Consider the following 26,189-nt stretch of genomic DNA (forward strand, 5'->3'; position numbering starts at 1 on the left):
GACGTGCCGAAGGGATCCGCATCCATGTCACAGGACCTCCTGGCGCCGCCGGCCACGCCCTACAGGTGGCGATGGGCCGCGCTGGCGACGCTGCTGACCGCCGAGGCGATGAACCTGCTCGACTCCACGATCGTGCAGGTCGCCGCGCCGGTCATCCACGCCGCCCTCGGCGGCCCCGACTCCGACATCCAGTGGTACGGCGCCGCCTACACCCTGCCGTTCGCCCTGTTCCTGATCACCGGCGGACGCCTCGGCGACATCGTCGGGCGCAGGCGGATGTTCCGCGCGGGCGTCGCCCTCTTCGTGCTCGCCTCGCTGGCCTGCGCTCTCGCCCCCTCGGCGGCGGCACTGATCGCCGCGCGAGCCGTCCAGGGGGCCGCGTCGGCGCTCGTCATCCCGCAGACGTTCGGCCTGATCCGGCGCATGTTCGACGGATCCGAGCTGTCGCGGGCCCTCGGCACGATCGGGCCGGTCATGGGGCTGGCCGCCGTCTGCGGCCCCGCCCTCGGAGGGCTGCTGACCCACGCCGACCTCTTCGGATCCTCCTGGCGGTCGGTGTTCCTGGTCAACGTGCCCCTCGGGATCGCGGTGCTCGTCTCGGCGCCGCTGCTGCTGGAGGACCGCGCGGCCCACCGGCCGGGGCTCGACCTCGCCGGTACGGGGCTGGCCGTCCTCGGCACGGGGCTGATCGTGTACCCCCTGATCGAGGGCGACACCCTCGGCCGTCCCGCCTGGACGTGGGCGGCCCTCGTGGCGGGTGTGGTGGTGCTGGTGCTGTTCGCCTTCCATCAGCGGGCGCGGGCGCGGCGGGGCCGGAGCGTGCTGGTGGAGCCGAGCCTGTTCGCCGGGCGCGGCTTCCCCGCCGCCCTCGCGAGCTCGCTGCTGTTCTTCGCGGTCATGAACGGCGTGATGCTGGTCGTCGTGCTGCACCTGCAACTCGGGCTGCGCGCCGACGTCCTCACCGCCGGGCTCACGCTGCTGCCGTGGTCCTGCGGGATGGCCGTCTCCTCGTGGATCGCCGGGACCCGCCTGGTGCCCCGCCACGGTTCCCGCGTGATGTTCGCCGGTCTCGCCCTGCTGCTCGCCGGTGTCCTCGCCGCCGTCGTCGTGTACGGCGCCGTCGCGAGCGGCTCGTACCCGTGGCCGCTCCTCGCCGCGCTGGCGGTCGCCGGCCTCGGGCTCGGGACGTTCACCGTGCCGTTCTTCACCACCGCCCTCGGACGGGTCCGCCCGCACGAGACCGGCTCGGCCGCGGGCCTGCTCAACGCCGTCCAGCAGCTCGGCGGCACCGTCGGCGTCGCCCTGCTCGGCAGCGTCTTCTTCCGGGCATCGGCGGGCGCGGCCGCGGGCGAGGCGGCCCGGCCGGCGCTGTTGGTCGCCGCGGGACTGCTCGCCGCGACCGCCGTGACCGCCGCCGTGATGTCGGCCGGTCCGGAGCGCACGGCCCGGCACTGACCCGCGGGCGGAGGCCGTCCGGCCGGCGCACCGGTCACCGGCCGGGAGGCCCTAGGCTCGGAACGGCGGGGTGCCGAGCCCCGCGCCCATGCACGAGGAGACCACGCAGCTTGTCCGAGAAGCACCGATCCGTCCAATCTCTCCCCGCCTCCGAGCGGGCGGAGCTGAGAGCCGACTGCGCGAGCTGCTTCGGGTTGTGCTGCGTCGCGCTGCCGTTCTCGGCCTCGGCGGACTTCGCGATCGACAAGGACGCGGGGCGTCCCTGCCCCAACCTGCGGACCGACTTCCGCTGCGGCATCCACCAGAACCTCAGGCAGGAGGGCTTCCAGGGCTGCGTCGCCTTCGACTGCTTCGGCGCCGGCCAGAAGGTGTCCCAGGTGACCTTCGCGGGTGACGACTGGCGGCGGGCGCCGGGCACCGCGGCGCGGATGTTCGAGGTCTTCCCGGTCATGCGGCAGCTGCACGAGCTGTTGTGGTACCTCACCGAGGCGCTCACGCTGGAGGCGGCCCGGCCCGTCCACGGCGAGATCCGCCCGGTGCTGGAGGAGATCGAGGGCCTCACCCGGGGCACGCCCGAATCCCTGGCGGGGCTGGACGTCGCGGCGCGCCGGGCGGAGGTGAACGTGCTGCTCCTGCGCACCAGCGAGCTGGTCCGGGCGGGCACCGGGCGGCGCAACGCCGACCGCAGAGGCGCCGACCTCATGGGCGCCAAGCTCAAGGGGGCCGACCTCCGGGGCGCCGACCTCAGAGGGGCCTATCTGATCGGGGCCGACCTGCGCGGCGCCGATCTGCGGCTGGCCGACCTCATCGGCGCCGACTTCCGGGGCGCCGACCTCGGCGGAGCCGACCTCACCGGCAGCATCTTCCTCACCCAGTCCCAGGTGAACGCGGCCAGGGGGGACCGCGCCACCAAGCTGCCGCGCTCCCTGCTGCGCCCGTCCCACTGGTCGTCCCCGCCGGCCGCCCCCGCCTCGCCTCGTGGGAGAAGGAAGCCGCCCCGCAGGAGGTGACCCGGCCCTCGCGGGCCGCCCGCCGGTTCCCGTCCGCGGGCCTCGCCGCACGTCTTCCCGCTGTTCCGCGCGGGGGACGGGCGGGGGACGGGCGGCGCGGGCTCGGGTGCCGGGGTGGTCAACCCCTATCGGCCCGGGAAACGGCATCGGTTCCTCGGTGGGGCTTGGGTGAGGATCGTCGCGGTGTGAGACGATCTGGAGCGTCATGAACGCCAGCTTGCCCATGCGTCTCGCGCGGTCGGCCGTCTTCACGGTCGTCTGTGTGGCGTTGGGCATGGGGGCGCACCGGTTCGCCGGTGGGGCCGCTCCCGGGGTGAGGACCGTCCTGGTCGCACTGGCCGCCGTGTGGACGGTCAGCGCCGTGCTCGCCGGTCGCGAGAGATCACCCCGGGCCGTGATGGGCCTCCTGGTGGCCGGTCAGGTGTTCCTCCACCAGCTCCTCGGCGCGTCCGCCGAAGTCGCGGCGCCGCACGCGCACCTCGCGGGGAGCGTCCCGCCCACCCACGGCGTCGGCGTGAGCGCCGGCATGGTCCTCGCGCACCTCACCGCCGCGCTGCTCACCGGCTGGTGGCTGGCGCGCGGCGAGTCCGCGTTCTGGGCGGTCCTTCACGGTGCCGGCGCCTACGTCACGCGGCGCGTCGCGGCGCTGCTCGCGCTCCTGCGCCGGTACGCCGCCCCGCCGCCCGACCTGCCGCGTCCACGCGAACGGCGTGACCGGCGTCCGGTCCGGCATCTGTTCCTCCAGCACGCCGTCGACCGGCGTGGTCCTCCGGTTCTCCACGTCTTCTGATCTCCACCCGGTGCGTGTGGCCGTCTCGCCGGCGCCACCGGGCCGGCCGCCGGCCGGACACGCGGGCACGCCTCACGGCGGCTCGCGCATCAGGCGTACCCCTCACAAGACAACCGGAGACCCACCATGGCATTCGCCGCCATCTGCCGCCGCGCCACCGCCGTCACCGCCGGTGCGCTCGCCATCACCGTCGGCCTCGCGCTGCCGGCGCTCGCCCACGTGACGATCGACCCCGGCACCGCCGAGCAGGGCGGCTGGACGAAGCTCGCCTTCCGCGTCCCCAACGAGCGCGACGACGCCTCCACCACCAAGCTCGAGGTGACCTTCCCCACCGACCACCCGCTTCCGTTCGTCTCGGTGAAGCCGGTCCCGGGGTGGAACGCCACGCTGACCCGGGGCAAGCTGCCCCAGCCGATCGTCTCCGACGACGGCGACAAGGTCACCGAGTCCGTCCTGAAGATCACCTGGGCGGGTGGGAAGATCCAGCCCGGCCAGTTCCAGGAGTTCGAGGTCTCGGTCGGACCGCTGCCGAAGAACGTCGACAGCCTCACCTTCCCCGCCGTCCAGACCTACTCCGGCGGCGAGACCGTCAACTGGACCGACGCCCCCAAGTCCGACGGTTCGGAGGCCGAGCATCCCGCCCCCGTCCTGAAGCTGGTCCCCGCCTCGGCCGAGGGGGAGGGCCACTCCGACATGGGCGGCGCCAAGCCGTCCGCCGCCCCGTCGGTGGCCGCCATGAAGCAGGCCACGCCGTCCGCGTCCGGCGGCTCCGACGGAACGGCCCGGACGCTGGGGATCGCCGGCATCGTCGTCGGCCTGCTCGGGGCCGGCGTCGGCGTGGCAGGGCTGCGGCGCTCGCGGAGCTGAGGAACGGTTCGGAGGAGGAGGCCGGGCGTCGCCCGGCCTCGCCTCCCACCGCCTCCGCATCCGTGCCGCCTGACCCCGGCACCCGGCCGACCGCTTGGAGCAACCATGAGATTTCCCGCCATCCGAGCCCTGCTCGTGCTCTGCCTGTCCGGCGCGCTGCTGGGGCTGGCCGTCCCGCCCGCGCTGGCACACGACAGCCTCAAGAGCAGCTCGCCGGCCAGGGGCGCCGTCGTCTCACGTCTCGATGAGATCGAGCTGGAATTCAGCGCGCACCCGAGCTTCCCCGTGGTGATCCTCCACGACGCCCAGGGGAAGCGCTTCGAGGCGGGTGAACCGCGCGTCGACGGGCCGAAGGTCTTCCAGAGGGTCGCCGGGCAGCTGCCCCCCGGCGGCTATGTCATCGCCTGGCGCGTCGTCTCCTCCGACGGGCATCCCGTCGAGGGGGAGATCCCGTTCACGGTCGGCGGCGCGGCCGGGGGAGCGGGTGGAGTTCCGGCGACGGCCGGAACGACGCCGGACTCCGCCGCGAGCGGAACCCCTGTCGCGCCCCCGGCCCCGGAGTCCGGCGGAGGCGTGCCCCTGTGGGTGTGGGCCGCGCTCGGGCTGCTGGTGGTCGTCGGAGCCGCGGCGACCCTCCTCGGCCGGAAGACCTCCGCGTCCGGGGAGGACGCGGCCACCGCTCCCGCGGCGCCGCAGAGCGAGCAGGAGGTGTCCCCCGGGCACGAGCGGCTCCCGGCCGCGCCGGACGGCACGCCACCCCTGGCGCCTCCGAACGAATAGCCTCCGGCCGCCGGGGCGCGCATGGAAGAGTGGCTGGGATTGGGGCGTGACCACGCTCCATCCCGAGCCACTCAGATCGGATCAGCGGCTCTGGCCGCATCGGCGCCCGGCGCTAGTCGCGGTCGAAGTCCCGGTCGAAGCCGCGGTCGAAGGCGCGCTCCCGAGTCATTCCGACGTCCCTGCGGATCCGCTCCCGGCCTCCGTCGAGGCCCCGGTCGAAGCCTCGGTCGCGGTCGAAGCCGCGCTCGCGCTCCATGCCGCGTTCGCGCTCCATGCCGCGTTCCCTGCGAAGCCGCTCCCGGCCTCCGTCGAGGCCCCGGTCGAAGCCTCGGTCGCGGTCGAAGCCGCGCTCGCGCTCCATGCCGCGTTCGCGCTCCATGCCGCGTTCCCTGCGGAGCCTCTCGCGGCCTCGGTCCATGCCGCGGTCCCGCTCGAAGGTCCGCTCGCTGCGGAGCCTTTCCCTGCCTCGGTCACGGCCGTACCGGTAGTTGTCCCGGTCCCGGCCCCGGTCGCCGTCACTGGCGCTGACCGAGTGCGTCGTCTTGCCCGTGACGTGACCGCCGGCCGCGCTCGCCGCCGTCTGAAGAGTCGCGGTCAGGCAACAGGTGCCCAGTACGCCAACGATCGCTCGGCGAATGGTTCTTTCCATGCCGCAGTCCCCTTTCGTGGCTTCTGCTTCGGACCTGCCTCTGCCTCCCCCCGCAGATGGGTCCACATGGCTTCACCATGAGGCACCTGCCGTCATGGCCGCGTGACGTGGGCGTGACACTGCTCGGCCGAGGGGGTCGCGGGCGACCCCCATGCCGGCCGCGCGTCAGCTCACCGCCCGCTTCACCAGCGCGCTGATCCGCTCCTCCACCTCGGGCGTCACGTCGGTCAGGGCGAACGCGACCGGCCACATCGTGTCCTCGTCCAGTTTCGCCTGGTCGCTGAACCCGAGCGTCGCGTAGCGCGTCTTGAACTTCTCCGCAGGCTGGAAGTGACAGACGATCTTGCCGTCCAGCGCGTAGGCGGGCATCCCGTACCAGAGCCTCGGCGCCAGGGCCGGAGCGCTGTCCATGATGACGGCGTGGACGCGCTCGGCCATGATCCGGTCCTCGTCACCCATCTCGGCGATCTTCTCGACCACGTCCCGCGCAGCCTCCGCCTCCTTCTCCGCGCGCGAGGCGCGGCGCGCCGCCTTCTTCTGCTCCTTGGCGTGATCCTTCATCGCGGCCCGCTCTTCGGCCGTGAATCCCTCGTAGCCGCTGCCTTCGGTGGTGCTCATGACGAAACCTCTCCTTGAAGATCTTGATGTTGGTCGATGGTCCTCGGGCCGGGTCACCGGGCCCTGGCCGGCCCTACCTGGCCGCGAATAGTACCCAGGTCGGCCTGTCGCCGCCTCAGGCGGACGCGGTCTCCCAGACGAACCCGTCCGGGTCGGTGAAGGGCCCGGCACCGCCGCCGATCACGATCCGGTGTGATCCGGTGCCGTCCAGGGGGACGCCGGTGTCCTTGGCGAGGGCGCGGCGCGGGTAGAGCGCCAGCGTGACGGTCGACGCCGGGGTGTCGAACTGCACGTACTTGCCGCCGAAGCTCTTGGCCACGGCCAGGCCGCGGTCGACGTAGAACCGCTTGCTCGCCTTGACGTCCGCGACTCCCAGCAGGAGGGCGACCTCGTCGATGTGCCGGGTGGCGGGGCCGGTGTCCTTCTTGTTAGAGGTCGCGATCTTGCAGATCGTGCCGTCCGGGGCGCGTACGACGCCGCCGTAGCCCCAGAAGCTCTTCGTGGCGGGCTTCAGCGTCGTGGCGCCGGCGTCGAGCGCGGCGCCGATGAGGGCGTCGACGTCGCCCGGCTGGGACACCACGATGGACAGCGCGAACCCCCGGAAGCCGGTCGTCGGCGCGTCCGAGGCGCGTACGTTCACGTAGGAGCCCAGACCGAAGGCGGTGTAGAAGGCGTCCGCGGCCGCGGCGTCGGGGACTTCCAGGGTGATGGATTCGAAGGAGGTCATGGCAGGTCCTTTCCGAGGGAGGTCGGTTCGTCGTCTTGTGCGCGGCCGCTGGGCCGTGGATGTGGCAGGGGCGGGCCGGCGCTCAGCGGTCCTGCAGGAGCCCGAGGACGTTGCCGTCGGGGTCGGTGACCGTGGCGACCAGGCGGCCGGCACCCACCTCGTGCGCGGCCTCCTTCACGGTGGCCCCGGCGGCGGTGAGCTCGGCCAGCTTCGCCTCGATGTCCGACACGTGCCAGTAGGCGACCGGTGAGGTCATGCCCTGCGGTCCGCCGTCCGGCACCAGTCCGATGTGCTGGCCCTCGGCATCGAAGCCGACGTAGTAGGGCGAGTCGGTCTGCGGCGGGATACCGAGCAGGGCGGCGTACACCGCCTTGGCCTTGGCCAGGTCGGACACCGGATGCAGCACCGTCTTGATGCCCTGGGTGGAAGAGCCGGTCATGGTCACTCCTGTGGTCCTGGGTCGCGTCGACCCGCTGTCTGCGTAGTCACAGCTTCGCTTCCGGCCTGGTCACGGCGCATCCGTGGTGACCACGGAACCGTCCACGGATCGCCCGCACGGATCCCGCACGGTGGTCACCGTGGTCGGGAACGCGTAACGGGTGCGCCAAAATGGGATAATGCTGGCAGCAGTGGACATCTCGCCTCGGGAAGCCGAGGTGCTGGAACTGGTCGGCGCCCATCTCAGCAACGCCGAGATCGCGGCACGGCTGTGCATCTCGGTGCGTACCGTGGAGAGTCACGTCTCCTCGCTGCTGCGCAAGCTGGAGGTGCCGGATCGGCGGGGGCTCGCCCAGCGTGCCCCCGAGCCGGCCGGCCCCGGCCCGTCTCAGCCGGCGCCGGCTCTGCCGGCCCCGCTGACCTCGTTCATCGGCCGGGTGAGCGAGCGGGCCGAGCTGACCGAGCTGACCAAGGCACACCGTCAGGTGACCGCGGTCGGGCCCGGGGGAGTCGGCAAGACCCGGCTCGCGCTGGCGGTGGCCGCGGAAGCGGCCGGCGAGTACTCCGACGGGGTGTGGTTCGTCGATCTCGTCCCCGTCACCGATCCGGGCATGATCGCGACCGCGGTCGCCGGGGCGGTCGGTCTCGGTGAGCAGCCCGGCCGTGACATGACCGAGTCCGTGGTCGCCGCACTGGCCGACCGGCATGCGCTGCTGGTGCTGGACAACTGCGAGCACGTGGTGGACGGGGTCGCGCTGTTCCTCGAGCGGCTGCTGGCGACGTGCCCTCGGGTGACGGTGCTGGCGACCAGCCGGGCCCGGCTGATGGTGCCGTTCGAACGGGTGTACCAGGTCCCGCCGCTGTCGCTGACCGTGGACGGCGAGTCGGACGCGGTCGTGTTGTTCATGGAGCGGGCGGCGGCGGTCGGCTGGCCGCTCGATCCTCCGCTGCGCGGGCAGATCGCCGCCATCTGTGATCGGCTGGACGGAATGGCGCTGGCGATCGAGCTGGCCGCCGCCCGGTATCCCACCCTCGGGCTCGACGGCATCACCGCCGCCCTGTCCCACCCGCTGCGGATGCTCACCGGCGGCTCCCGCGCCGACGAACGGCACCGTTCGGTCCGGGCGGCGCTGGACTGGAGTCATGCGCTGCTGGACCCGGCCGACCGGACGCTGCTGCGCCGGCTGTCGGTGTTCGTGGCGCCGTTCACCGTGGCCGCGGCGGCGGAGGTGACCGGCTCCGAGGAAGGCCTGGTCGCCGACGGCCTGGCCCGGCTCACCGAACAGAGCCTGCTGGTGGTGACGGCGTCCCCGCGCGGTACGAACTACCGTGCGCTGGAGACCATCCGCCAGTACGCGACGGAGCGGCTCTCCGAGGCCGGCGAGCTGGTCGACACGCGATCCCGGCACCTTCGCTGGTGCCTGGCCATGGCCGCCGGTCTGACGGTGGTGGGGAAGGACTGGCGGGCGCGGTTCGACCTGGTGGCCGACGACCTCCGCGCGGCCCTGGCATGGGCGGCCGACCGGCCCGAACACCGCGCGGACGCGTACGAGCTCGCCCGGTGCCTGGCGGAGCTGACCTTCACCCGTAACCTGATCGGCGAGTCCCAGGGCCGCTATGAGCAGGCCGCCGCGCTCGCCGACGACCCCACCGACGCCGTGTCGATGCTCCGGCAGGCCGCGGCCGTGGCGGGCTGCCGGATGCACGGTGACGACATGTACCGCCTGCACCGGGCGGCCGCGGACACCGCCGGCAGGTCCGGCGACACCGCCGGCGCCGCCCGTGACCTGGCGAACGCCGCCGCCAACGCCTACCGGTTCTCCAGCAAGTTCGCACGCATGCTGCCGCGGGAAGAGTCGATCGCCCTCATCGCCGAGGCGCGGGAACTGGCCGGCGACGCCCCGGCGGCCCTGGCGGCCGTGGCGCTGGCCGAGGCCGGACGGTCGCTCACCGACGCGATCGGTGCCGCACAGAGCCCCGGCGACGATGCGGTCGGCGAGACGATCGCGCGCGCCGAACGAGCGGTCGAACTGGCTCACCGCGCCGGTGACCCGCTCGCCGAATCCGCCGCACTCGATACGCTGACCGGCGCCCAGAGCTGGGCCGGCGACACCTTCGCCGCCGCCGAGACGACGCGGCGCCGGATGACGCTGCTCTCGTCCACACCGGATACCCCGGCCAGCACCCACGAGCTGATCGAGGCGCTCGGGGAGGCCGCCGGGGCCAGCCTCGGCACGGGAGATCTCCCGGGTGCCCGGCGCTGGGCACGGCGACTCGCAGATCATCCGCTGCTGGCAGAGGTCGGTCATCGCGCCACGGGCTGGCTCCTCGTGGCCGACGCGCTCGCGGGCGACGTCGACGAGGTACTCGCCGTCAGCGCCCGGTTCCTCGAGGCGTGGCGACGGGTCGGCGGCCCTGCCAGGTCCGTCCTCGGCCCGCCGGCGGCCGCGGTGGCGACGATCCACGGCCTGCGCGACGACCACGACGCCCGGCGCGAATGGAGCGCGGTGCTGAACCAGCTCGACCCCTCACCGTGGAACACCCATGGCTACGGCGCGGTCTTCGAGGCGATGCTTCTGCTCCACCGCGGGCAGGCGCCCGAGGCGCTGAAGCGGATGGCGCCCGAGCCGGGAGAGGTGTGGCAATGGGTCACCTGGATCTGGCACCACTGGTATGTCGCGCTCCGCACCGAGGCCGCCGTGCTCGCCGGGAGCTCCGACGCTCGTGACCGTCTGGCCGAGGCCCGGACCGTCGTGGCCGGCAACCCGGTCGCCGGTGCCATCGTGGAGCGTGCCGGAGCGCTGCTCGACGGCGACCAGAAGGCGTTGCTCGCCACGGGGGAGGCGTTCGACGCCGCCGGCTGCCGTTACCAGTCCGCGCGGACCCTGGTGCTCGCCGGGGGCGACCATGCCGAGCGCGGGACGGCGGTGCTCGCCGGCCTCGGCCTCGCCCCGATGGCCCCTGCCGGGCACCGGCGATGACCTCACCGCGAAAGTCGCCGGCCAGGTCGCGTCCCGTCCAGCGGTTCGGACGTTACGAATCTACAATGTAAAGGCCGCCCGGCGGATGGTCGCGCGAGCGGAGGCGTTGTTCGACGCCGCCGCCTGAGTGCGGGTTCGTCTGAATGGCGGGGGTGTAGGCGGCGGGGCGGAGGTCGATGTGCTCGTCCGTCCGGGGGTGGGCTGAGCACTGTCGCCGGGGGTCAGTCGCCGACGCGGTAGGGGCGCATCATCTCGTTGTCCTCGTGTTCGAGGATGTGGCAGTGCCACACGAACAGTCCGGCGCGGTCGAAGGTGGCCCTGATGCGGGTGATCTCGCCGGGGTAGGCGATCACGGTGTCCTTGTGGCCCTGTTCGCGGGGGTCGGGGGGCCGGGCGGGGCCGCCGGGTCGCCGGCGGTCGGCTACCTGGAACTGGACCTCGTGGACGTGGATGGGGTGTGCGTCCTTGGTGAAGTTGTGGATCTCCCATGTTTCGGTGGCGCCGACGGCGGGGTTCTCGGTGATGGGGTCGCTCCACATTCTCGCCTTGGGGCCGTGCTCGAGGGTGCCGAGCAGGACGGCGGCCGGGCCGGCGCCTTTGATCGTCTGTGAGTTCTGCTCCAGGAGGGCGACCGCGCGGGTGCGGGTGGCGGGGCCGACGGGGGTGACGGTGGGGAGGGTGAGCTGGTCGGGTGGTACGGTCCGGTCGGTTCCGGTGCGTCGCCCGACCAGGAATTTCATCACCTGTCCGGTGGTGGCGGGGTCGGCGGGCCGGGCGTGGGGGTCGCCTTGGAAGGGGCCGTCGGGGGCTTCGTTGATGAGGTAGAGCGCCGTGCCGGGGCGGAAGGCGGCGAAGTCGACGATCACGTCGGCGCGTTCGGCGGGGGCCAGGAGAAGCCGGCCGGTCTGGATGGGTTTGGGGAGGAATCCTCCCTCGGATCCGATCTGCCAGAGGGGCAGGGCCGGGCTGACCGGGCGTCTGGCGACGGGGTCGGTGACGATCTTCAGGTGCAGGAAGCGGCTGTTGCATCCGTTGAGGAGGCGGAACCGGTAGCGGCGGGGCTCGACGGTGAGGTAGGGCCAGGTGCGGCCGTTGACCATCATGGTGTCGCCGAAGAATTCGGGGTTCCAGATGGGGGACAGGTCGCTGCCGGGGATGTAGGGGCCCGGGAAGTGGTCGAACCGGCGGCGGCTGCCGGGGTAGAACAGGGAGCCGTCGGCGGCGAAGGACCTGTCCTGGACGACGATCGGGATCTCGTGGGGGTGGTCGCCGGGTCCGGGCAGGACGCCGGGTGGAAGGTCGTGGGGGCCGCCGCGCAGCAGGTAGAAGCCGGCCAGTCCGGCGTAGACGTTGAGCCGGGTGATGCCGAGGGTGTGGTCGTGGTACCACATGGTGGCCGGGCGCTGGTCGTTGCCGTAGTGGAAGATCGCCGATCCGGGACGCCACGAGGTGCCGTGCCGGTTCGCCGACCGGGCCTGGAAATCCGCGTACTGCCTGCCTTCGGTCGCGTAGCCCGCCGGGATGTTCCTGGCGGCGGGCAGGTACCACGCCTCGGGGTGGCCGTCGCTGTGGTCGTCGTTGTAGCCGCCGTGCAGATGGGTGACGATCGGGACCGGGCCGCGGTAGCTGCCGGGGGTGGCGGTGAAGGTGGGCCGTGAATCCCGTCCTGAGGGGCCGCCGGGTGGGTTGGCCCAGTGGAGGGTGGGGTCCACCGGCAGCAGGTGCTCCAGGTGGTTCCCGGCGGCGTCGACCAGTTCGTTGACCCATTCCAGTTGTACGGGGCGGCCGACGGTGGCCTCCAGGGTGAAGGCGGGGCTGCTGAAGGTGTGCGGGTGGTGGGGCGAGCCGTATCCCCAGACGGTGGTGGAGGGGCTGCCCGGGGGGAGGATCTGCTGCCGGAACTGCCGGATACCGATCACGTACCGGTCGGTGGGGCCGCCGGCCGGGGGCAGGGGCGGCATCACAGGCGGGATGGCCAGTGGCGTGACGTACTTGGCGATCGACGCGGGGTTCAGTAGCGGGGAAGCGGTTGCGGGGGTGGCCAGGAGCACCGCCCCGGCCTTGAGGAACTGTCGTCTGGTGATCACCGCGCCTCCCTCGTCGAAGGGGGTTACCGGGGATCGCTGACATGTGTCATCTACGGACGGATGCCCCGCCGACCTCCCGAATGCGCCCTTTCAGGACATGTACCCGCAGGTCGGGCCGCCTTCGCCGGTGTACGGCGCGCGGGATATCGGTGCTACCGACGGAGGCGATAGAAGGGTGACTTATCCCGTAGGTCCTGTCGAATCCGGGCGGTCGTTTCACAATGGAGGATCTACCTGAGGACATGCCGGGAGTGCCGATGGGCTTGCGGGTGGCGGTCGTGGGCGGGGGGCTCGGCGGGCTGGCGGCGGCGCTCCATCTGCGCCGGGCCGGCATCGAGGCCGTGGTGTACGAGCAGGCGTCGGAACTGCGCGAGGTCGGGGCCGGGGTGATGATCGCGCCCAACATGGTCCGGCTGATCAGGCGGCTCGGCCTGGGCGACGCTCTGGCCCGGTGCGCGGTCTGGCTGGAGGCGGCGTGGGAGTACCGGCGCTGGGAGGACGGGGAGGTGCTCTACTCGCAGCCGATGGGAGAGGCGTGCGAGCGGCTGTACGGCGCGAACGTGCACACCGCGCACCGCGCCGACCTGCTCGCGATGTTCCACGGCGCGTTGCCGGCGTGGGCCGTCCACCTCGATCATCGCCTCGTGGCGCTGGAGCAGGGCGACACGGAGGTGGAGCTGACCTTCGCGCACCGGGCGGGCGGGTGGACGAAGGTGCGCGCCGACGCGGTCGTCGGAGCCGACGGCATCCACTCGACCGTCAGGCCGCTGATCGTGACCGAGGTGGAACCGCACTTCTGCAGCCTGAGCGCCTTCCGCGCGCTGGTCCCCGTCGAGAAGGCGCCGGAGTACGCGCGGCGCCGCGTGCAGTCGCTGTGGCTGGGGCCCGGGCGGCACCTGGTGCACTATCCGGTGTCCGGCGGGCGGCTGGTGAACGTCGTCGCGGTGGTGCCGACGGACGAGTGGCTGCTGGAGTCGTGGACGGCCGACGGTGATCTGTCGGACTTCGCGCGGGAGTTCGAGGGCTGGGACGACAGGGTGCGGCGGCTGATCGCCGCCGCTGCGAGCACCAAGCGGTGGGCGCTCTACGACCGCAGCCCGCTGGAGCGGTGGACCAGCGGCCGCGTGACCCTGCTCGGTGACGCCGCGCACGCGATGCTGCCGTTCTTCGCCCAGGGCGCCGGGCAGGCGATCGAGGACGCGGCCGTGCTGGCGCGCTGCCTTCGGGAGGCCGACCGTGACTCGGTGCCCAAGGCCCTGCTGTCGTACGAGGCGGCCCGCCGGCCGCGCGCGGGCCGGGTGCAGTTGATGAGCCGGGGCCGCGCGGAGTACAACCATTTGCCGGACGGTCCCGCGCAGCGCGAGCGTGACGCCGGGCTGCGTGACGGAGATCTGCTGCGGCACAACTCCTGGCTCTACTCCTACGACGTGGACGCCGAGCCGCTGCCGGGCTGAGCCCCGGGGTCTCAGGCGGGGTGGTGTTCCCTGTCGGCGTGCTCGATGTGGGCGTCCGGCCCGGGGAAGACCAGGCATTGGCGTTCCTGGTCGAGCCAGCGCACGTCGTAGGGCGGTGAGCCGTCGGCGTGGTGCACCCCCATGATGATCCCGACGCGGCGTGGCACGCCCAGATGGACGCCCTCGACGATCAGCCGGTCCCCGACTTCGGCCTTCATGGCTGCCTCCCTTCGGTTCTCTTTCAGCATTCCCCGGAATCGGGGTGCCGACCCGGTGCCGGAGGGCCCGCCGGTACGGACGAAGGTCCCGGCCCGCGGGGGGACTCCGGCCCTACCCGGCGCGGCGGTGGGCGGCGCACGGTGAGATCGGCCCCCGATGGCGGGGGCCGGGGAGGTCGCCGTGCCGTGTCCGGGAGCCGACGGTGATGAGGCTGGAGCGTGAGAGCGAGTTCCGGTACCGGATGGAGCCGGAGGGGCTCATGCGTGTGCCGGGTGTGGTGTTCGCCTCTCCCGGGCTCCTGCCCGAGGATCAAGCGTTGCGGCAGGTCGCCGACGTGGCGTGCCTGCCGGGCATCGTCGGCGCCTCCTATGCGATGCCGGACGTGCACTGGGGGTACGGCTTCCCGATCGGTGGTGTCGCGGCGACCGACGTCGGCGCCGGTGGGGTGGTCTCGCCCGGCGGAGTGGGGTTCGACATCTCCTGCGGGGTGCGCCTGCTGGCGGTGGATCTGCAGCGGGATCGTCTCCGGCCGCTGCTGGAGCGGCTGATGGACGAGCTCGGCGGGGTCACGCCGCGGGGGCTCGGCGGTGGCGGGCTGTGGCGGGTGACGGGAGCCGAACTTTCGGAGGTGCTGTACGGCGGCGCGCGGTACGCCGTGCGGCGGGGGCACGGCGTGCCGCGTGACCTGGAGCGCTGTGAGGATCATGGCGCGGTGCCGGGCGCGGACCCCGGCCGGGTCGGCGATCGTGCCGTCGAACGTGGCTTGGCCCAGGTGGGCAGCCTGGGTTCGGGGAACCATTTTCTGGAGGTCCAGGCGGTGGAGGAGATCTACGATCCGCCGGCGGCCGCCGCGTTCGGTCTGCGGCCCGGCCAGGTGTGCGTGATGATCCACTGCGGTTCGCGTGGGCTGGGGCACCAGATCTGCGTCGATCATGTGCGGGTGATGGGGAAGGCCATGCGGCGGTACGGCGTCCGGGTGCCCGACCGGCAGCTCGCCTGCGCCCCTGTCGACAGTCCGGAGGGGCGGGCGTACCTGGGGGCCATGGCCGCCGCCGCCAACTACGGGCGTGCCAACAGGCAGCTGCTCGCCGAGGCCGTCCGCGGGGTGTTCGGCCGTCTCACCGGCGCCGCCGTGGAGCTGGTGTACGACGTGTCCCACAATCTCGCCAAGATCGAGGAGCACGGCGGGTTGACGCTGTGCGTGCACCGCAAGGGGGCCACGCGGGCGCTGCCGCCGCGTCATCCGGAGCTGCCGGCGGATCTGGCGGCCTGCGGTCAGCCGGTGCTGGTTCCGGGCACCATGGGCACCGCCTCGTACGTGCTCGCGGGGGTCGCCGGGGGTGAGGCGTTCCATTCGACCTGTCATGGCGCCGGCCGTAGCCAGAGCCGGCACGAGGCGGCGCGCCGTACCGACGGCAGGCGGCTGCGCGAGGAGTTGGAGGCGTGCGGCATAGCGGTGCGCGGCTCGTCCTGGCGCGGCCTGGCGGAGGAGGCCCCTACGGCCTACAAGGACGTCGAGGCGGTGGTCGCGGCGAGCGCCGGCGCGGGACTGTGCCGGAAGGTGGCGCGGCTGGTGCCCGTGGGCGTGGTGAAGGGCTGATCGGGGTGGAACGGCGGCCGGGTTCGGCGCAGGGGCATCGGGTGCTGCCGCACACCGCCGACACGCGGATCGAGGCGTGGGCGCCGACCCTTGCGGGCTGCCTGGCCGGGGCCGTGCGGGCGCTGGTCGAATCGTTCGCCGACGTGGGGCGGGCCGAGAGCCGGGCGGTTCACACGGTGCGCGTCCTGCCCGGGCCGCCCGGGGATCAGCTCGTCGACGCGCTGGAGGAGGTGATCTACCTGTTGGACACGAGCGGGAGGGTCCCGTGCCGGGTCGAGGCCGGTCAGGACGGGGGCGGGGTGTGGCTGGAACTCGGCATGGCCGATGTGGAGGCGGTGTCCCAGACGGGTGCCGTCCCCAAGGCCGTGGCCCTGCACGGCCTGCGGTTCGCCCGCCGGGCGGGGGAGTGGCGGTGCGTGGTCACCGTGGACGTGTAGCCGGGGTGTTCGGCGGGTCAGCGGGAAGCGGTGGCCGCGGCCGAAGCGGTCGTGGACCAGCGTCCACGGGTTCACCGGGCGTGGGCCGCCGTGCCGGACGTCATGTTCGTGTCATCCCCGTCCCGCGGGCCCGCGTCATCCTGGGGGGCTGCGCCCGACGGGGCGGACCCGCGCCCGAGCGTGCGCCTGGTGATCACGGCGCGGGTGCGCGGGGTCGGCCCCGTCTCTTGGCCGGTCAGTGCAGCGGGAGGCGGCGTACCCCCGTCATGGTCGGCGCGGGCATGAAGTCCACGGGGTCGTCGGGATCGGTGCGCAGCGGGTCGAACCGGTCGAGCAGGATGTTCAGCGCGACCCGTCCTTCCAGCCGGGCCAGGGGCGCGCCGAGGCAGAAGTGGATGCCGCGGCCGAAGGCGAGATGGGGGTTGGGGTCGCGGCCGGGGTCGAAGGCGTCGGGGTCGGGGAACTGGCGGGGATCCCTGTTGGCCGCCCCGAGCCACGTCATGACCAGGCGGTCGGCCGGGATCGTCGCGCCGCCGAGCTCGACCTCGCGGGTGGTGGAGCGGGCGAGGGCGGCGAACGGGGTGAGGTAGCGCAGCGACTCCTCGATGACGGCGGGGATCCGGGTGCGGTCGGCGCGGGCCTTGCGCTGCTGTTCGGGGAAGGCGTCCAGGCACAGCACGGTGTTGCCCAGCAGCATCGTGGTGGTGACGTGTCCGGCGAGCAGAAGGAGGATCGCGAAGTTGATCACCTGGTCGTCGGGCAGGCGCTCGCCGTCCACCTCGGCCTGGACCAGCCTGGTGAGCAGGTCGGCGCGGGGCCGCCGCCTGCGTTCGGCGGCGTGGGCGGCGAGGTAGGCGGTCATCTCCTTCCATGGTTTCAGCGTGGCCTGCATGTCCGCCTTCTGGTCCTCGGCGGGTTCGGTGAGCGAGATCTTGGCGTCGCGGTCGAACATCGCGTCGGCCCACTGTTTGAACAGGGCGCGGTCGCCGCTGGGCACCCCGAGCAGTTCGGCGATGACGATGACGGGAAGCGGGTAGGCCAGATCGGTCACCAGTTCCAGGCGGCCGCGGTCGCGGGCGGCGTCGAGGAGTTCGCCGGTGAGCTCGGCGATCCTCGGCTCCAGGTCCGCGACGACCTTGCGGGTGAAGGCGCTGCTGACCAGTTTGCGCAGTTTGCCGTGCTCGGGCGGGTCGATCTGGGTGAGGAACCCCGCCAGCGAGAAGTCCTCGCTGTCCGGCTGCAGGTTCTCGGGGATGACGCGCATGGTGTCGGAGGAGAACGTCGCGGGGTCGCCGAGGATCTCGTGCAGTTCGGGGTAGCCGTAGACGTTCCACAGGCCGGTGGCGGCGTCGTACTCCACCGGCGGGCCGGAGCGCGGTCCGTGCAGCCAGAAGTGCTGTTGGGGGATGTGGTACCGCTCGACGATGCTGGCCATCGTCTCTCCCTTGGTCGTGGGCCGATTTTCGGGTGAGCAGGTTCGGCTAGAACGTGAACCGGTAGGCCACGGACATGTTCCGCAGCGCCGGCACGGCGTGAAGGAGCCGGTAGAGCATGCGGTAGCGGCGTACCGGGATCCGTCGGTGGTGCGTGGTGAAGGGCACCTGCCCGGCGCAGGTGAGGCGGGGGTTCCACCGTTCGACGTCCCGGCCGCCGCGCGGCGACCACCGGAAGATCTTGACCATGCGGACGACCCAGGGGGCCAGTCCGTCGAAGAGCAACTCGCCGGAGGGGAAGTGGTCGGTCAGCCGCCGCAGCAGGCGGCGGGCGTCGCCGGGGGACAGGTAGGGCAGCAGTCCCTCGGCGACGATCAGGACGGGGCGGTCGGCGGGGATCTCCCGCAGCCAGCCGTCGTCGGTGACCGACGCGCCGATCATCCGGTAGCGGCCGCGTTCGGGGTAGATCCGCCGGCGCAGCGCGATGACCTGGGGGATGTCGAGGTCGAACCAGCGCAGTGCGCCCTGCGGGTCCAGGCGGAGCATCCGGCTGTCCAGGCCGCAGCCCAGCTGCAGCACGGTGGCGTCCGGATGGCGGGCCAGGAAGGCGCGGCTCCAGTCGTCGAGCTGCCGGGCGCGCAGTGCGACCAGGAACTGGTTGCCGTCGGGTCTGACGCGCCGTTTCAGCTTGGCGAAGTCGTAGTCGATGCGCTCGATGGCCTCGGCCGCGTAGTGGTCGCCGAGGATGGGGTGCGGCAGGCGGCTCTCCCATGCCCGCAGGTACAGGGTGCCGAGGAGTGTCCAGGTGATCCCCTCGTCGGGGATGACGGTGAAGTCGACCTTTCCCGCGGTCATCGGCTGCTCCCCTCGCCGGTCGGATCGCCGCGGTATTCCTGCCAGCGCTGGAGGAACCCGTCGGCGTCCTGCAGGGTGAAGGCGAAGAACTCGCGGGTCTCCTCCAGCCTGGCCCGCTGTTCGGGGCGGTCCTCGCCGACGACGGACAGCCCGAACTCCAGGGCCTCCAGGGTCAGCCGCACCCCGGCCAGCTGGACCCGCATGGCGTGGGTCCAGCCGCCGCTGACCAGGCGGTAGCGGTGCTCGCGGTTGGGTGTCGGGGCACGCTCGATCATCCCGGCGGCCTCCAGCTGCCGGGCGATCGTGCTGACCGCGGTCTTGCTGACGCCGAGTTCGGCCGCAAGATCGGTGAGGGACCGGTGCGGCGGGTCGCAGATCATGAGCCACGCGTAGAGGCGGCCCATCGTCCGCGTCCCGCCCAGACGCTCCATGACCAGCCCCATCCGGTCGATGAACTCGCTTTCGCGCGGCTCCATCACGATCAACCTCGTCGCGCTCGTAAAGTACGTACTTTACGAAAGATACGCTCGTTTCCCCGCTTCGGGCAATGGCCGGCGATCAGGGCGTTTCGCTCCGGCGGGAGTGCCGCCACGGCGGAGGGGGGAGGCTTCCGGTGGGGGAAGCACCAGATGATCGTTGTCGGAGTGGACGGGTCGGCCGTGGGGCTGGACGCCGCCGGGTGGGCGGTGCGGGAGGCGGCGCTGCGCGGCCTGCCCGTGCACATCGTGCACGCGGTGCCGAAGTGGGCCGAGGAGATGCCGGAGGACGCCCCCAACGCCGAGGTGGGGCGCTGGATGCGCGACGGCGCCACCGCGGTCCTGACGGCGGCCGTGGAGCGGGCGTGCGCCGAGCCGTTCGAGGTGCGGGTGAGCTCCGAACGGCTGGCGGGGGACCCGCGGACCGTGCTGCTCGGCCTGGGCCGGGACGCCGACCTGCTCGTGATCGGCAACCACGGCCTGGGCGGCTTCCGCGGGCTGCTGCTCGGCTCGGTCGCCCTCGGGGTGGCCGGGCGCGCGCCGTGCCCGGTCGTCGTGGTGCGCGGGCCCGTGGCCGCCGGCCGCGGGGAGGTGGTGGTGGGGACGGACGGATCCGCCGAGAGCGAGCCCGCGGTCGAGTTCGCCTTCGCCGAGGCCGAGCTGCGTGGCTGCGGGCTGCGCGCGATCCGCGCCTGGTCCCTTCCCGTCGGGACCCTGCCGTTCGATCCCGGTGTCCTGCTGGCGGGGGAGCCGCGCCTGCTGGCCGGGTCGCTGGAGGCGTCCCGGGAACGGCACCCCTCCGTCGCGCTCCGTCAGCAGGTGGCGCAGGGGCATCCGGCCGAGGTCCTGGTGGAGGCGTCGGACGAGGCCGACCTGGTCGTGGTGGGGTCACGCGGCTGCGGGGGCATCGCCGGGCTGATCCTGGGTTCCACCGGTCATGCCGTCCTGCACCACGCCCGCTGCCCGGTGGCCGTGGTGCCCGCCCGCGCCGAGCCATGAGGCCTGCCTCATCGCCTGAGGTCCCTGTCGCCCAGCCAGTGCTCGAACTCCGCGGCGACGATGCGTTCGTCGTGCACGCCGGCCGCCTCCTCCGAGGCCGGCCAGACGATGGGCGGGCCCATGGGAGTGGCTCTACCGGGACCGTCCTCGTGCCCGCGCCGCCGTGGCCCGGGCCTGCCGTTCCCCGAGGATCGGTGACTGGGCGAGCAGGAAGCTCCCGAAGATGATCAACGCGATGCCCAGTGCCTCGAGCAGGGTCCAGGCGCCCGTGCGGACCTGCTCGCCGAACATCATCGTGCCGTAGAGGATGCCCGCCACCGGGTCGCTGATCGTCAGGGCCGGCTGCGCGGCGACCAGAGGGCCGCTCTGCAGCGCATTCTGCAGCAGGAACAGGCTGCACAGCCCGGCGATCACCATCGCGTACGGCTCCCAGGAGGTGGCCAGCTCCCCGGGGTTCCGCTCGAAGATCGTCGTGCTCTCCTTGATGAAGGTGGCGGTGAAGGCGAAGCCGATGCCGGCGGCCACTCCCAGCACGGCCGCCCGCGCGGGGCCGGCGGTGAGGCGGGCGGCCATCACCAGGCCCGTCACCACTCCGACCGTCACCACCACGGCCAGCACCCATTCGGTCGTGCCGGGGGTGCTGTGCCCCCTGCCGGGCGCCGCGCTGGCGAGGAACGTCGCCACGCCGACCGTCATCGTCCCCACGGCGAACCACGACCGCCGGTCGAGCCGGGTGCCGAACACCCGCGAGACCAGGACCATGGTGATGGGCAGCTCGACGACGAGCACGGGTTGCACGAGCGTCAGCCCGCCCGCCGACAGGGCGGCGGCCTGGAACACGAAGCCCAGGATGAGCGCGCCGATCCCGCACAGCCAGCCCGGGTAGCGGATCAGGGTCAGGATGAGGGACGGCCGGAACGCCTGCTTGTCGGGCAGTGAGCGCGCCGTACGGCGTTGCAGTACCGAGGCGACCGCGTTGCTCGCCGCGGCGAACAACGCCAGGACCACAGAGATCACTGCCCCTCTCCCTCCGGGCGCCGTGGAGCGTCCTGCTCGGTTTTGGCCAGGAAGGGGGACCGTCCGAGGAGGATGATGCCCGTCACCATGGCGATCAAGCTGATGACCTCCCAGGCGAGCGACTCGCGGGTCACGCGCAGGTGCTCGGTGAAGATCGTCACGCCCAGGACGATCCCGGTGATCGGCTCAGCGGCGGTGGTGGCGGGCAGCGAGTGGTGGAGCGGCGCGGCGTCGAACGCGCTCTGGTTCAGCAGCAGCCCTATGACGGCGATCAGCGGCAGTGCGTACGGCTGCCAGGTCGCCAGGACGACGTCCAGTCCCTTGCCGAGCGAGAGCACCGAGCTGCGGGTGAGCACGTCCTGCAGCCCGTACAGCACCCCCGCGGCGGCGGCGAGCAGGATCGCCTTGACCGCCAGCGGCCGGCGCAGCGCGATGAGGACGAGCAGGGCCGCCACCGAGACCGCGCCGAGCAGCACCAGCCAGCGAAGGGAGTACGGGCCGGGTGTGCGGCCTCCGTGCGGTTCGCCGAAGAACAGGAAGAGCGCCACCCCGCCGCTGACCAGCACCGCTCCGGACCACTCCACCAGGCCGAAGTGCTCCTTGTAGATCACGTGCGCGGCGGTCAGGGCGAACAGCAGGTTCGTGGCCAGGAGCGGCTCCACCCTGGTCAGGCCCGCCTGCCTCAGCGCGATCGCGCTGACCACCTGCCCGCAGGCCATCAGCCCGATCCCCGTCAGCCACAGCGGCGAGCGGATCAGGTCGAGCAGCAGGCGCGGGTGCAGTATCTCGCCGAGCGGCTCGCGGTAGGCGGCGTGCTGCTGGGCGACGAAGCCGACGCCGAGAAGGCACGCCGCGACCAAGGAGATGGCGATGGTCACCACGGTGACCCTCTCCGACGTCCGGTTCCCTCAGACCACCTCATTCCCCCGAAGGCGGCGGCCCTACCTGACCTGGGGAAATCCGCTGTGACGACGACAGTGGCAGGACGGCCGTAGGAGAGGGCTGGGCGGGCGGCGTCCGGGCCGGGGGGCGGGCTGCGCCGGGAGGGGTACGGACGCGGCCGCGCCGGGCGGGCCGGCGTCGAGGATCAGTCGCCGTTCGGGAGCCTGGCCTCGCCCGCCGGGCGGCGAACGGCGGTCTCGACAAGATCGGCGACCCGCGCCGCGGGAACGACGATGCCGGGTGTCCGGTACGTCCAACGGAGGAAGGCCTCGACGCCCATGGCGGGGATCTCGCCGAGATACGGCTGGATGTACACCGGTGTGTCCGGTTCACTGCGCCAGCTGTCGGCGAGAGTGCCGACGTCCACCGCGTCATAACCGAGCACATCCAGCAGGCGGATGGCCTGCGTCTTGGCCTCCGGGTCGTCACCGGCGACGGGCAGGGCGCTGCGGTCCGGCGCGCCTGCCGGCCGGGCGAGGGAGAACAGCTGGTGCGGGGTGATGGTGTTGAACGCCTTGACCACGTGGGAGCCCGCCAGGTGGCGCTGTACGAGGGCGCTGGAGGTCAGTTCGCCCGCGTCCAGCTCGGCCAGGTGGCCGTCCCGCTCGGGGTAGTAGTTCGCGGTGTCCAGCACCGTCTTGCCGGCCAGGGCTTCGGCGGGGAGCCCCCGGTAGGCCTTCAACGGGATGGCCGCCACCACCAGGTCCGCGGCGCGTGCCGCTTGTGCCGGTGTGGCCGCCCGGGCCCGCCCGCCCAGCTCGGCGACGAGATCGGCGAGCGTCTCAGGCCCTCGCGAATTGCTGAGCACGACCTCGAGGCCGGCCGAGACGGCCAGGCGGGCGAGGGAAGAACCGATCATTCCGCTGCCGATGAGCCCAAGTGTCAGGGACACGTCCATTCTCCGTTCGTCGAGGGGGATGCCGCGGCAAGAGCCGGGCGCGGCGAGGCCGCACGTGGGTGGCCCGCCTGACAGCCTGCGGCCGCCGCGACCCGCCCGGCCAGGCCCGTGTGCCGCGTACTCACGGTGTGATCACCCACCGGGCGCTCGGGCGTAGGGTTGTCGCGTGGACGACCGGACCGAGCTGAGTCAGTTCCTCAAATCACGCCGTGCCCGTCTGCGCCCGCAGGACGTCGGGCTGCGCGACTACGGGACGGTGCGCCGGGTCGCGGGCCTGAGGCGTGAGGAGCTGGCCCGGCTGGCGGGCGTGAGCATCGCCCACTACACGCGTCTGGAACAGGGCAAGGGCGACAGCGTCTCGGACGAGATCTTGAACGCCGTCGGCGCGGCGCTGCGCCTGGACACCGACGAGCTGGCCTACCTGCACCGGATCGCGCGGCCCCCCCAGCCGTGCGCGGCGGCCGGGGCCGCGCCGGAGGTGCCTGCGAGCCTGCGCTACCTGCTGAAGTCGTTGGTGATGACGCCGGCGCTGGTGGTCGGCCGGCACACCCAGATCGTCGGCTGGAACCGGCTCGCCGTGGAGGTGTTCGGCGGCTTCCCGGCGCTGCCGCCGGGCCGCCGCACGCTCTCGCACCTCCTGTTCACCGAGCCCTACCTGCGCGAGCTGCACCGCACCGGCTGGGAGCGGGCGGCACGCGAGCACGTGGCGCATCTGCGCGTCCTGCTCGGGCGGTATCGCGGGGACTCCGGACTCGAGGCGCACATCGGCCACATGCGGGCTCTGAGCGCGGACTTCGCCCGCATGTGGGCCGAGCACAGGGTCGCGCGGGTCCGGTCCTCGGCGTACGTGCTGCACCACCCGGTCGTGGGCGAGCTGACCCTGCACCGCGAGCTCGTCAAGCTGCCCGAGGAGCCGTCGTGCTACGGGCTGGACCTGTTCGCCGCCGAGCCGGGCTCGGCGTCTGAGCGGGCGCTGCGCGAACTGGAAAGCGCGTGGACGGTCCGCCCGGAGGGTGTGCGCCCCGGGTGAGCCGGCCGGCTCGATCTCGATGGCGGGGACGCCGGGGAGCGCGCCAGGTCAGGCGATGCCGGGGTGGTCGAGGAGCTTCAGGCTGCGCTGCCACAGTTCGGCCCGGGCGTGGGGGTCGTAAGCCTGTCGGTGGGCTTCGGCCTGGCGGGTCCGGTCGAAGAAGCGGCCGGTCGTGCCGGCGAGGGCGGGGTCGGTGACGAGCCGGTAGGTGGCGGCGACGCCGTCCTCGATGCTGTCGATGTGGTGGCCGATCTCCCGCAGGACCATCTTGGTCGGCATGTACGTCGCCGGGTGCAGGCTGTTGACCGTGACCTCGGCGGCGGGGACCCGGGCGGCCAGCTCGAAACCGGAGGCGATCTGGGCGAGTTTGCTCTGGCAGTAGGCGCGCATGCCGCTGTAGCCGTGTTCGAGCATCAGGTCGTCGAAGTCGATGGCCTCCTGCCCGATGGAGGCGACGTTGACGATGCGGGCCGGGGCGGAGGCGCGCAGCAGCGGGAGGAGTTCGAGGGTGAGCAGGAATCCGGCGAGGTAGTTGACGGCGAACCTGAGTTCGTGCCCGTCGGCGCTGGTGCGGCGGGTACGGCCGTCGGGTTCGCCGCCGCCGATGCCGGCGTTGCTGACGAACACCTCCAGCCGGTCGGTGGCGGCGCGTACGTCGGCCGCCAGGGCGCGTACCTGCGCGAGATCGGCCAGGTCGGCGAGGACGGTGCGTGGCCGCGCGGTGCCGTGGGCGTCCTGGATCTCCTCGGCGGTCCGGTCGAGTCTTCCCTGGTCGCGGCCGTGCAGGATCAGGGTGGCGCCGTCGGCGGCGAGCCGGTGCGCCAGGGCGCGGCCGAGGCCGTCGGTGGCGCCGGTGATGAAGATCGTGCGGGGGCGGGTCACGCGGGCTCCTTGGTGTCCGAGGCGGGTCGTGGTCCGGCGAGCGTGGTGACGAGTTCCTCGACGAGCCGGTCGTCGAGGAGCTGGCGGGTGGCGAGCAGCCGGTACCAGATGGTGCCGAACACGATGTCGGCGATGGTGCCGGGTGAAAGACCCGGTGGAAGTTCCCCGCGGGATGCGGCGCGGTCCAGGATGGTCCCGAGCGCGTCGCGGCGGTGCTGCAGGAACGAGGCGCGAAACCGGCGGGCGAACGCGGGGTCGATCTGGGCTTCGGCCATCAGGGCGCGCAGTCCGTCGGCGACCGGCGGCCGGTGGGCCAGGGCGAAGCTGGCGTGCAGGAACGCCCGCAGGTCGGCGGCGTAGCTTCCCGTGTCCGGGATCGGCACGTACAGGTCGGCCTTGGTGGCCATGGCGTCCAGCAGCACGTCGGCCTTGGAGGGCCACCAGCGGTAGATGGTCTGCTTGCCGGTGCCCGAGCGTGCCGCGACGCCCTCGATCGTCAGGCCGGCGTAGCCGACCTCGCCGATGAGTTCGAACGCCGCGGTCAGGATCGCCAGGCGGCTCTCCTCGCTGCGTTTGCGGCCCGGGCGGGGCTGTTCGCTCATCACCCCATACTAGCTTGAATCGAGACGAGACGTAACGGTTTGAATCGGGCGGATGGCCCCGGAGCACCGTCGCCCAGGTCGCCGGCGCCGGCCATACGCTGTGTCTCCAGCAGCCCCGAGACCACCGCGATGCCGTAGCCGGCTCCCAGGACGGCGGTGGTGGCGGCGGCGAGCCAGGGCGACAGCAGTACCGCGTTCACCGCGCACAGCGCCGCGCCGAGGAGCATCACCGTCATCGCCGCCACCGGAGAGAAGTCGGATATCGGGCCGAACCTTTACCGGCGCCGCGTAGTCAAAGAGAGCATGATGAAGACGATGATCGGGACTTCGCTCCTCGCGGGCGCCCTGCTGGTCTCCGGCGCCACCATGGCGGACGCCCAGGCCAAGCCGACGGTGGGTCCCTACGGTTACGGTGCGATCAAGCTCGGCATGGCCGCCGATCAGGCCAAGGCGACGGGAGAGGTCGTCAAGAAGACGCCGGGCGGCGGTGGCTGCTCCGGCTGGGACCTGAAGAAGTCCCCGACTTCCAAGGACTCGGTCGGCATCTACATCTCGCCGAAGGTGGGAGTGGCGGCCATCTTCGCCGCGAAGGGCATGACGACGCCCCAGGGCATCAAGATCGGCTCCACCGCCGCGCAGTTGAAGGCGGCCTACCCGCGCATCAAGAAGGACTTCCACGGCTACTACGTGATCACGGTCCCCGGCAACAAGAAGGCCTACTACAGCTTCGGCGTCACCCACGGCAAGGTCGCCGAGTACGGCATCGCCCTCAACACGCAGGACTGCTTCAACTAGTAGTGCTTTGTTAGGTCGGCGTGTCGTGGAGCCACTGTGACGGTGTGGGTAGTTTCATGCTGCGATGACCCCCCATGAGCTTTCGGTTGTGCGGCAGCGCCTTGAGGCGTTCGCCGCGGAGATGTTCGCGCCTTTGGCCCGGTCGGAT

At 72.5% G+C, this 26,189-nt stretch carries 27 protein-coding genes; 12 read left to right on the forward strand and 15 right to left on the reverse strand.

Annotated elements, in window-relative coordinates:
* The first annotated feature begins 24 nt into the window (after nt 1-24).
* The 5 genes from KIK05_RS29510 (at nt 25) to KIK05_RS29530 (ending at nt 4,902) form a co-directional block, all read left to right on the forward strand.
* Complete coding sequence (locus KIK05_RS29510) at nt 25-1,455, forward strand: MFS transporter (RefSeq protein ID WP_214414130.1); 1,431 nt, start codon at nt 25-27, stop codon at nt 1,453-1,455.
* A gap of 110 nt (nt 1,456-1,565) precedes the next feature.
* Nucleotides 1,566-2,465 carry a pentapeptide repeat-containing protein gene (locus KIK05_RS29515; protein ID WP_214414131.1) on the forward strand — a complete coding sequence of 300 codons (900 nt, stop codon included), beginning with the start codon at nt 1,566-1,568 and terminating at the stop codon, nt 2,463-2,465.
* Between the two features lie 205 nt (nt 2,466-2,670).
* Entirely contained in the window at nt 2,671-3,255 is a 585-nt protein-coding gene (locus KIK05_RS29520) for an MFS transporter (RefSeq protein ID WP_214414132.1), read from the forward strand.
* 126 nt (nt 3,256-3,381) lie between these two features.
* Nucleotides 3,382-4,122 (forward strand): YcnI family copper-binding membrane protein, encoded by a 741-nt coding sequence (locus tag KIK05_RS29525; protein WP_214414133.1) that lies wholly within the window; start codon nt 3,382-3,384, stop codon nt 4,120-4,122.
* 105 nt (nt 4,123-4,227) lie between these two features.
* The gene (locus KIK05_RS29530) at nt 4,228-4,902 is read left to right on the forward strand and encodes a copper resistance CopC family protein (protein ID WP_214414134.1); all 675 of its coding nucleotides are present in this window, start codon (nt 4,228-4,230) and stop codon (nt 4,900-4,902) included.
* A gap of 112 nt (nt 4,903-5,014) precedes the next feature.
* Here KIK05_RS29530 and KIK05_RS29535 read toward each other — a convergent pair whose 3' ends face one another.
* The 4 genes from KIK05_RS29535 to KIK05_RS29550 form a co-directional block, all read right to left on the reverse strand.
* Nucleotides 5,015-5,551 carry a hypothetical protein gene (locus KIK05_RS29535; RefSeq protein ID WP_214414135.1) on the reverse strand — a complete coding sequence of 179 codons (537 nt, stop codon included), beginning with the start codon at nt 5,549-5,551 and terminating at the stop codon, nt 5,015-5,017.
* A 165-nt stretch (nt 5,552-5,716) separates the two neighbouring features.
* Nucleotides 5,717-6,169, reverse strand: coding sequence for an iron chaperone (locus KIK05_RS29540; protein WP_214414136.1), 453 nt, complete (start codon nt 6,167-6,169; stop codon nt 5,717-5,719).
* 115 nt (nt 6,170-6,284) lie between these two features.
* Complete coding sequence (locus KIK05_RS29545) at nt 6,285-6,896, reverse strand: VOC family protein (RefSeq protein ID WP_214414137.1); 612 nt, start codon at nt 6,894-6,896, stop codon at nt 6,285-6,287.
* A gap of 82 nt (nt 6,897-6,978) precedes the next feature.
* The gene (locus KIK05_RS29550; RefSeq protein WP_214414138.1) at nt 6,979-7,335 is read right to left on the reverse strand and encodes a VOC family protein; all 357 of its coding nucleotides are present in this window, start codon (nt 7,333-7,335) and stop codon (nt 6,979-6,981) included.
* A 178-nt stretch (nt 7,336-7,513) separates the two neighbouring features.
* Between KIK05_RS29550 and KIK05_RS29555 the strand changes: the two genes are divergently transcribed.
* Nucleotides 7,514-10,315: an ATP-binding protein gene (locus KIK05_RS29555; protein WP_214414139.1), complete on the forward strand. Its 2,802-nt coding sequence runs from the start codon at nt 7,514-7,516 to the stop codon at nt 10,313-10,315.
* Nucleotides 10,316-10,536: 221 nt separating this feature from the next.
* On the opposite strand, the gene KIK05_RS49085 is transcribed toward KIK05_RS29555, so the two are convergent.
* The gene (locus tag KIK05_RS49085; protein ID WP_214414140.1) at nt 10,537-12,402 is read right to left on the reverse strand and encodes a multicopper oxidase domain-containing protein; all 1,866 of its coding nucleotides are present in this window, start codon (nt 12,400-12,402) and stop codon (nt 10,537-10,539) included.
* A gap of 257 nt (nt 12,403-12,659) precedes the next feature.
* Between KIK05_RS49085 and KIK05_RS29565 the strand changes: the two genes are divergently transcribed.
* Nucleotides 12,660-13,856, forward strand: a complete 1,197-nt coding sequence (locus KIK05_RS29565) for an FAD-dependent monooxygenase (protein WP_250563644.1) — start codon at nt 12,660-12,662, stop codon at nt 13,854-13,856.
* Between the two features lie 11 nt (nt 13,857-13,867).
* Here the strand turns inward: KIK05_RS29565 and KIK05_RS29570 are convergent, their stop codons facing one another.
* Nucleotides 13,868-14,074: a DUF1918 domain-containing protein gene (locus KIK05_RS29570; protein WP_214414141.1), complete on the reverse strand. Its 207-nt coding sequence runs from the start codon at nt 14,072-14,074 to the stop codon at nt 13,868-13,870.
* A gap of 206 nt (nt 14,075-14,280) precedes the next feature.
* Between KIK05_RS29570 and KIK05_RS29575 the strand changes: the two genes are divergently transcribed.
* Both KIK05_RS29575 and KIK05_RS29580 read left to right on the forward strand, forming a co-directional pair.
* On the forward strand, nt 14,281-15,675 hold the full coding sequence (locus KIK05_RS29575; protein ID WP_214414142.1) for an RtcB family protein: 1,395 nt from the start codon (nt 14,281-14,283) through the stop codon (nt 15,673-15,675).
* Nucleotides 15,676-15,716: 41 nt separating this feature from the next.
* The gene (locus tag KIK05_RS29580; RefSeq protein ID WP_214414143.1) at nt 15,717-16,112 is read left to right on the forward strand and encodes an archease; all 396 of its coding nucleotides are present in this window, start codon (nt 15,717-15,719) and stop codon (nt 16,110-16,112) included.
* A gap of 235 nt (nt 16,113-16,347) precedes the next feature.
* Here KIK05_RS29580 and KIK05_RS29585 read toward each other — a convergent pair whose 3' ends face one another.
* From KIK05_RS29585 to KIK05_RS29595, 3 genes are read right to left on the reverse strand one after another with little or no spacing between them, the layout of a single operon-like run.
* Nucleotides 16,348-17,547: a cytochrome P450 gene (locus tag KIK05_RS29585; protein WP_214414144.1), complete on the reverse strand. Its 1,200-nt coding sequence runs from the start codon at nt 17,545-17,547 to the stop codon at nt 16,348-16,350.
* A gap of 46 nt (nt 17,548-17,593) precedes the next feature.
* Entirely contained in the window at nt 17,594-18,400 is an 807-nt protein-coding gene (locus tag KIK05_RS29590) for a class I SAM-dependent methyltransferase (protein ID WP_214414145.1), read from the reverse strand.
* Entirely contained in the window at nt 18,397-18,876 is a 480-nt protein-coding gene (locus KIK05_RS29595) for a GbsR/MarR family transcriptional regulator (protein WP_214414146.1), read from the reverse strand. The genes KIK05_RS29590 and KIK05_RS29595 overlap by 4 nt, the downstream gene beginning before the upstream one ends.
* Before the next feature lie 153 nt (nt 18,877-19,029).
* On the opposite strand from KIK05_RS29595, the gene KIK05_RS29600 reads away from it, so the two are divergent.
* Nucleotides 19,030-19,875 carry a universal stress protein gene (locus tag KIK05_RS29600; protein WP_214414147.1) on the forward strand — a complete coding sequence of 282 codons (846 nt, stop codon included), beginning with the start codon at nt 19,030-19,032 and terminating at the stop codon, nt 19,873-19,875.
* 132 nt (nt 19,876-20,007) lie between these two features.
* On the opposite strand, the gene KIK05_RS29605 is transcribed toward KIK05_RS29600, so the two are convergent.
* From KIK05_RS29605 to KIK05_RS29615, 3 genes are all read right to left on the reverse strand, one after another.
* Nucleotides 20,008-20,892, reverse strand: a complete 885-nt coding sequence (locus KIK05_RS29605) for a DMT family transporter (protein ID WP_214414148.1) — start codon at nt 20,890-20,892, stop codon at nt 20,008-20,010.
* On the reverse strand, nt 20,889-21,770 hold the full coding sequence (locus KIK05_RS29610; protein ID WP_214414149.1) for a DMT family transporter: 882 nt from the start codon (nt 21,768-21,770) through the stop codon (nt 20,889-20,891). Before KIK05_RS29610 ends, KIK05_RS29605 begins: the two co-directional genes overlap by 4 nt.
* 209 nt (nt 21,771-21,979) lie before the next feature.
* A complete protein-coding gene (locus KIK05_RS29615; RefSeq protein ID WP_214414150.1) occupies nt 21,980-22,732 on the reverse strand; it encodes an NADPH-dependent F420 reductase in 753 nt (250 codons plus the stop codon).
* A 166-nt stretch (nt 22,733-22,898) separates the two neighbouring features.
* Between KIK05_RS29615 and KIK05_RS29620 the strand changes: the two genes are divergently transcribed.
* A complete protein-coding gene (locus KIK05_RS29620; RefSeq protein ID WP_214414151.1) occupies nt 22,899-23,762 on the forward strand; it encodes a helix-turn-helix domain-containing protein in 864 nt (287 codons plus the stop codon).
* 48 nt (nt 23,763-23,810) lie between these two features.
* On the opposite strand, the gene KIK05_RS29625 is transcribed toward KIK05_RS29620, so the two are convergent.
* From KIK05_RS29625 to KIK05_RS29635, 3 genes are read right to left on the reverse strand one after another with little or no spacing between them, the layout of a single operon-like run.
* Complete coding sequence (locus KIK05_RS29625) at nt 23,811-24,644, reverse strand: SDR family NAD(P)-dependent oxidoreductase (protein ID WP_214414152.1); 834 nt, start codon at nt 24,642-24,644, stop codon at nt 23,811-23,813.
* A complete protein-coding gene (locus tag KIK05_RS29630) occupies nt 24,641-25,246 on the reverse strand; it encodes a TetR/AcrR family transcriptional regulator (protein ID WP_214414153.1) in 606 nt (201 codons plus the stop codon). The genes KIK05_RS29625 and KIK05_RS29630 overlap by 4 nt, the downstream gene beginning before the upstream one ends.
* On the reverse strand, nt 25,246-25,482 hold the full coding sequence (locus tag KIK05_RS29635) for a hypothetical protein (RefSeq protein WP_214414154.1): 237 nt from the start codon (nt 25,480-25,482) through the stop codon (nt 25,246-25,248). Before KIK05_RS29635 ends, KIK05_RS29630 begins: the two co-directional genes overlap by 1 nt.
* 79 nt (nt 25,483-25,561) lie before the next feature.
* On the opposite strand from KIK05_RS29635, the gene KIK05_RS29640 reads away from it, so the two are divergent.
* Nucleotides 25,562-26,041 carry a hypothetical protein gene (locus KIK05_RS29640; protein WP_214414155.1) on the forward strand — a complete coding sequence of 160 codons (480 nt, stop codon included), beginning with the start codon at nt 25,562-25,564 and terminating at the stop codon, nt 26,039-26,041.
* Nucleotides 26,042-26,189 lie beyond the last annotated feature (148 nt).

Source organism: Sphaerisporangium fuscum, from assembly GCF_018531465.1.
GTDB classification, from domain to species: Bacteria; Actinomycetota; Actinomycetes; order Streptosporangiales; family Streptosporangiaceae; genus Sphaerisporangium; species Sphaerisporangium fuscum.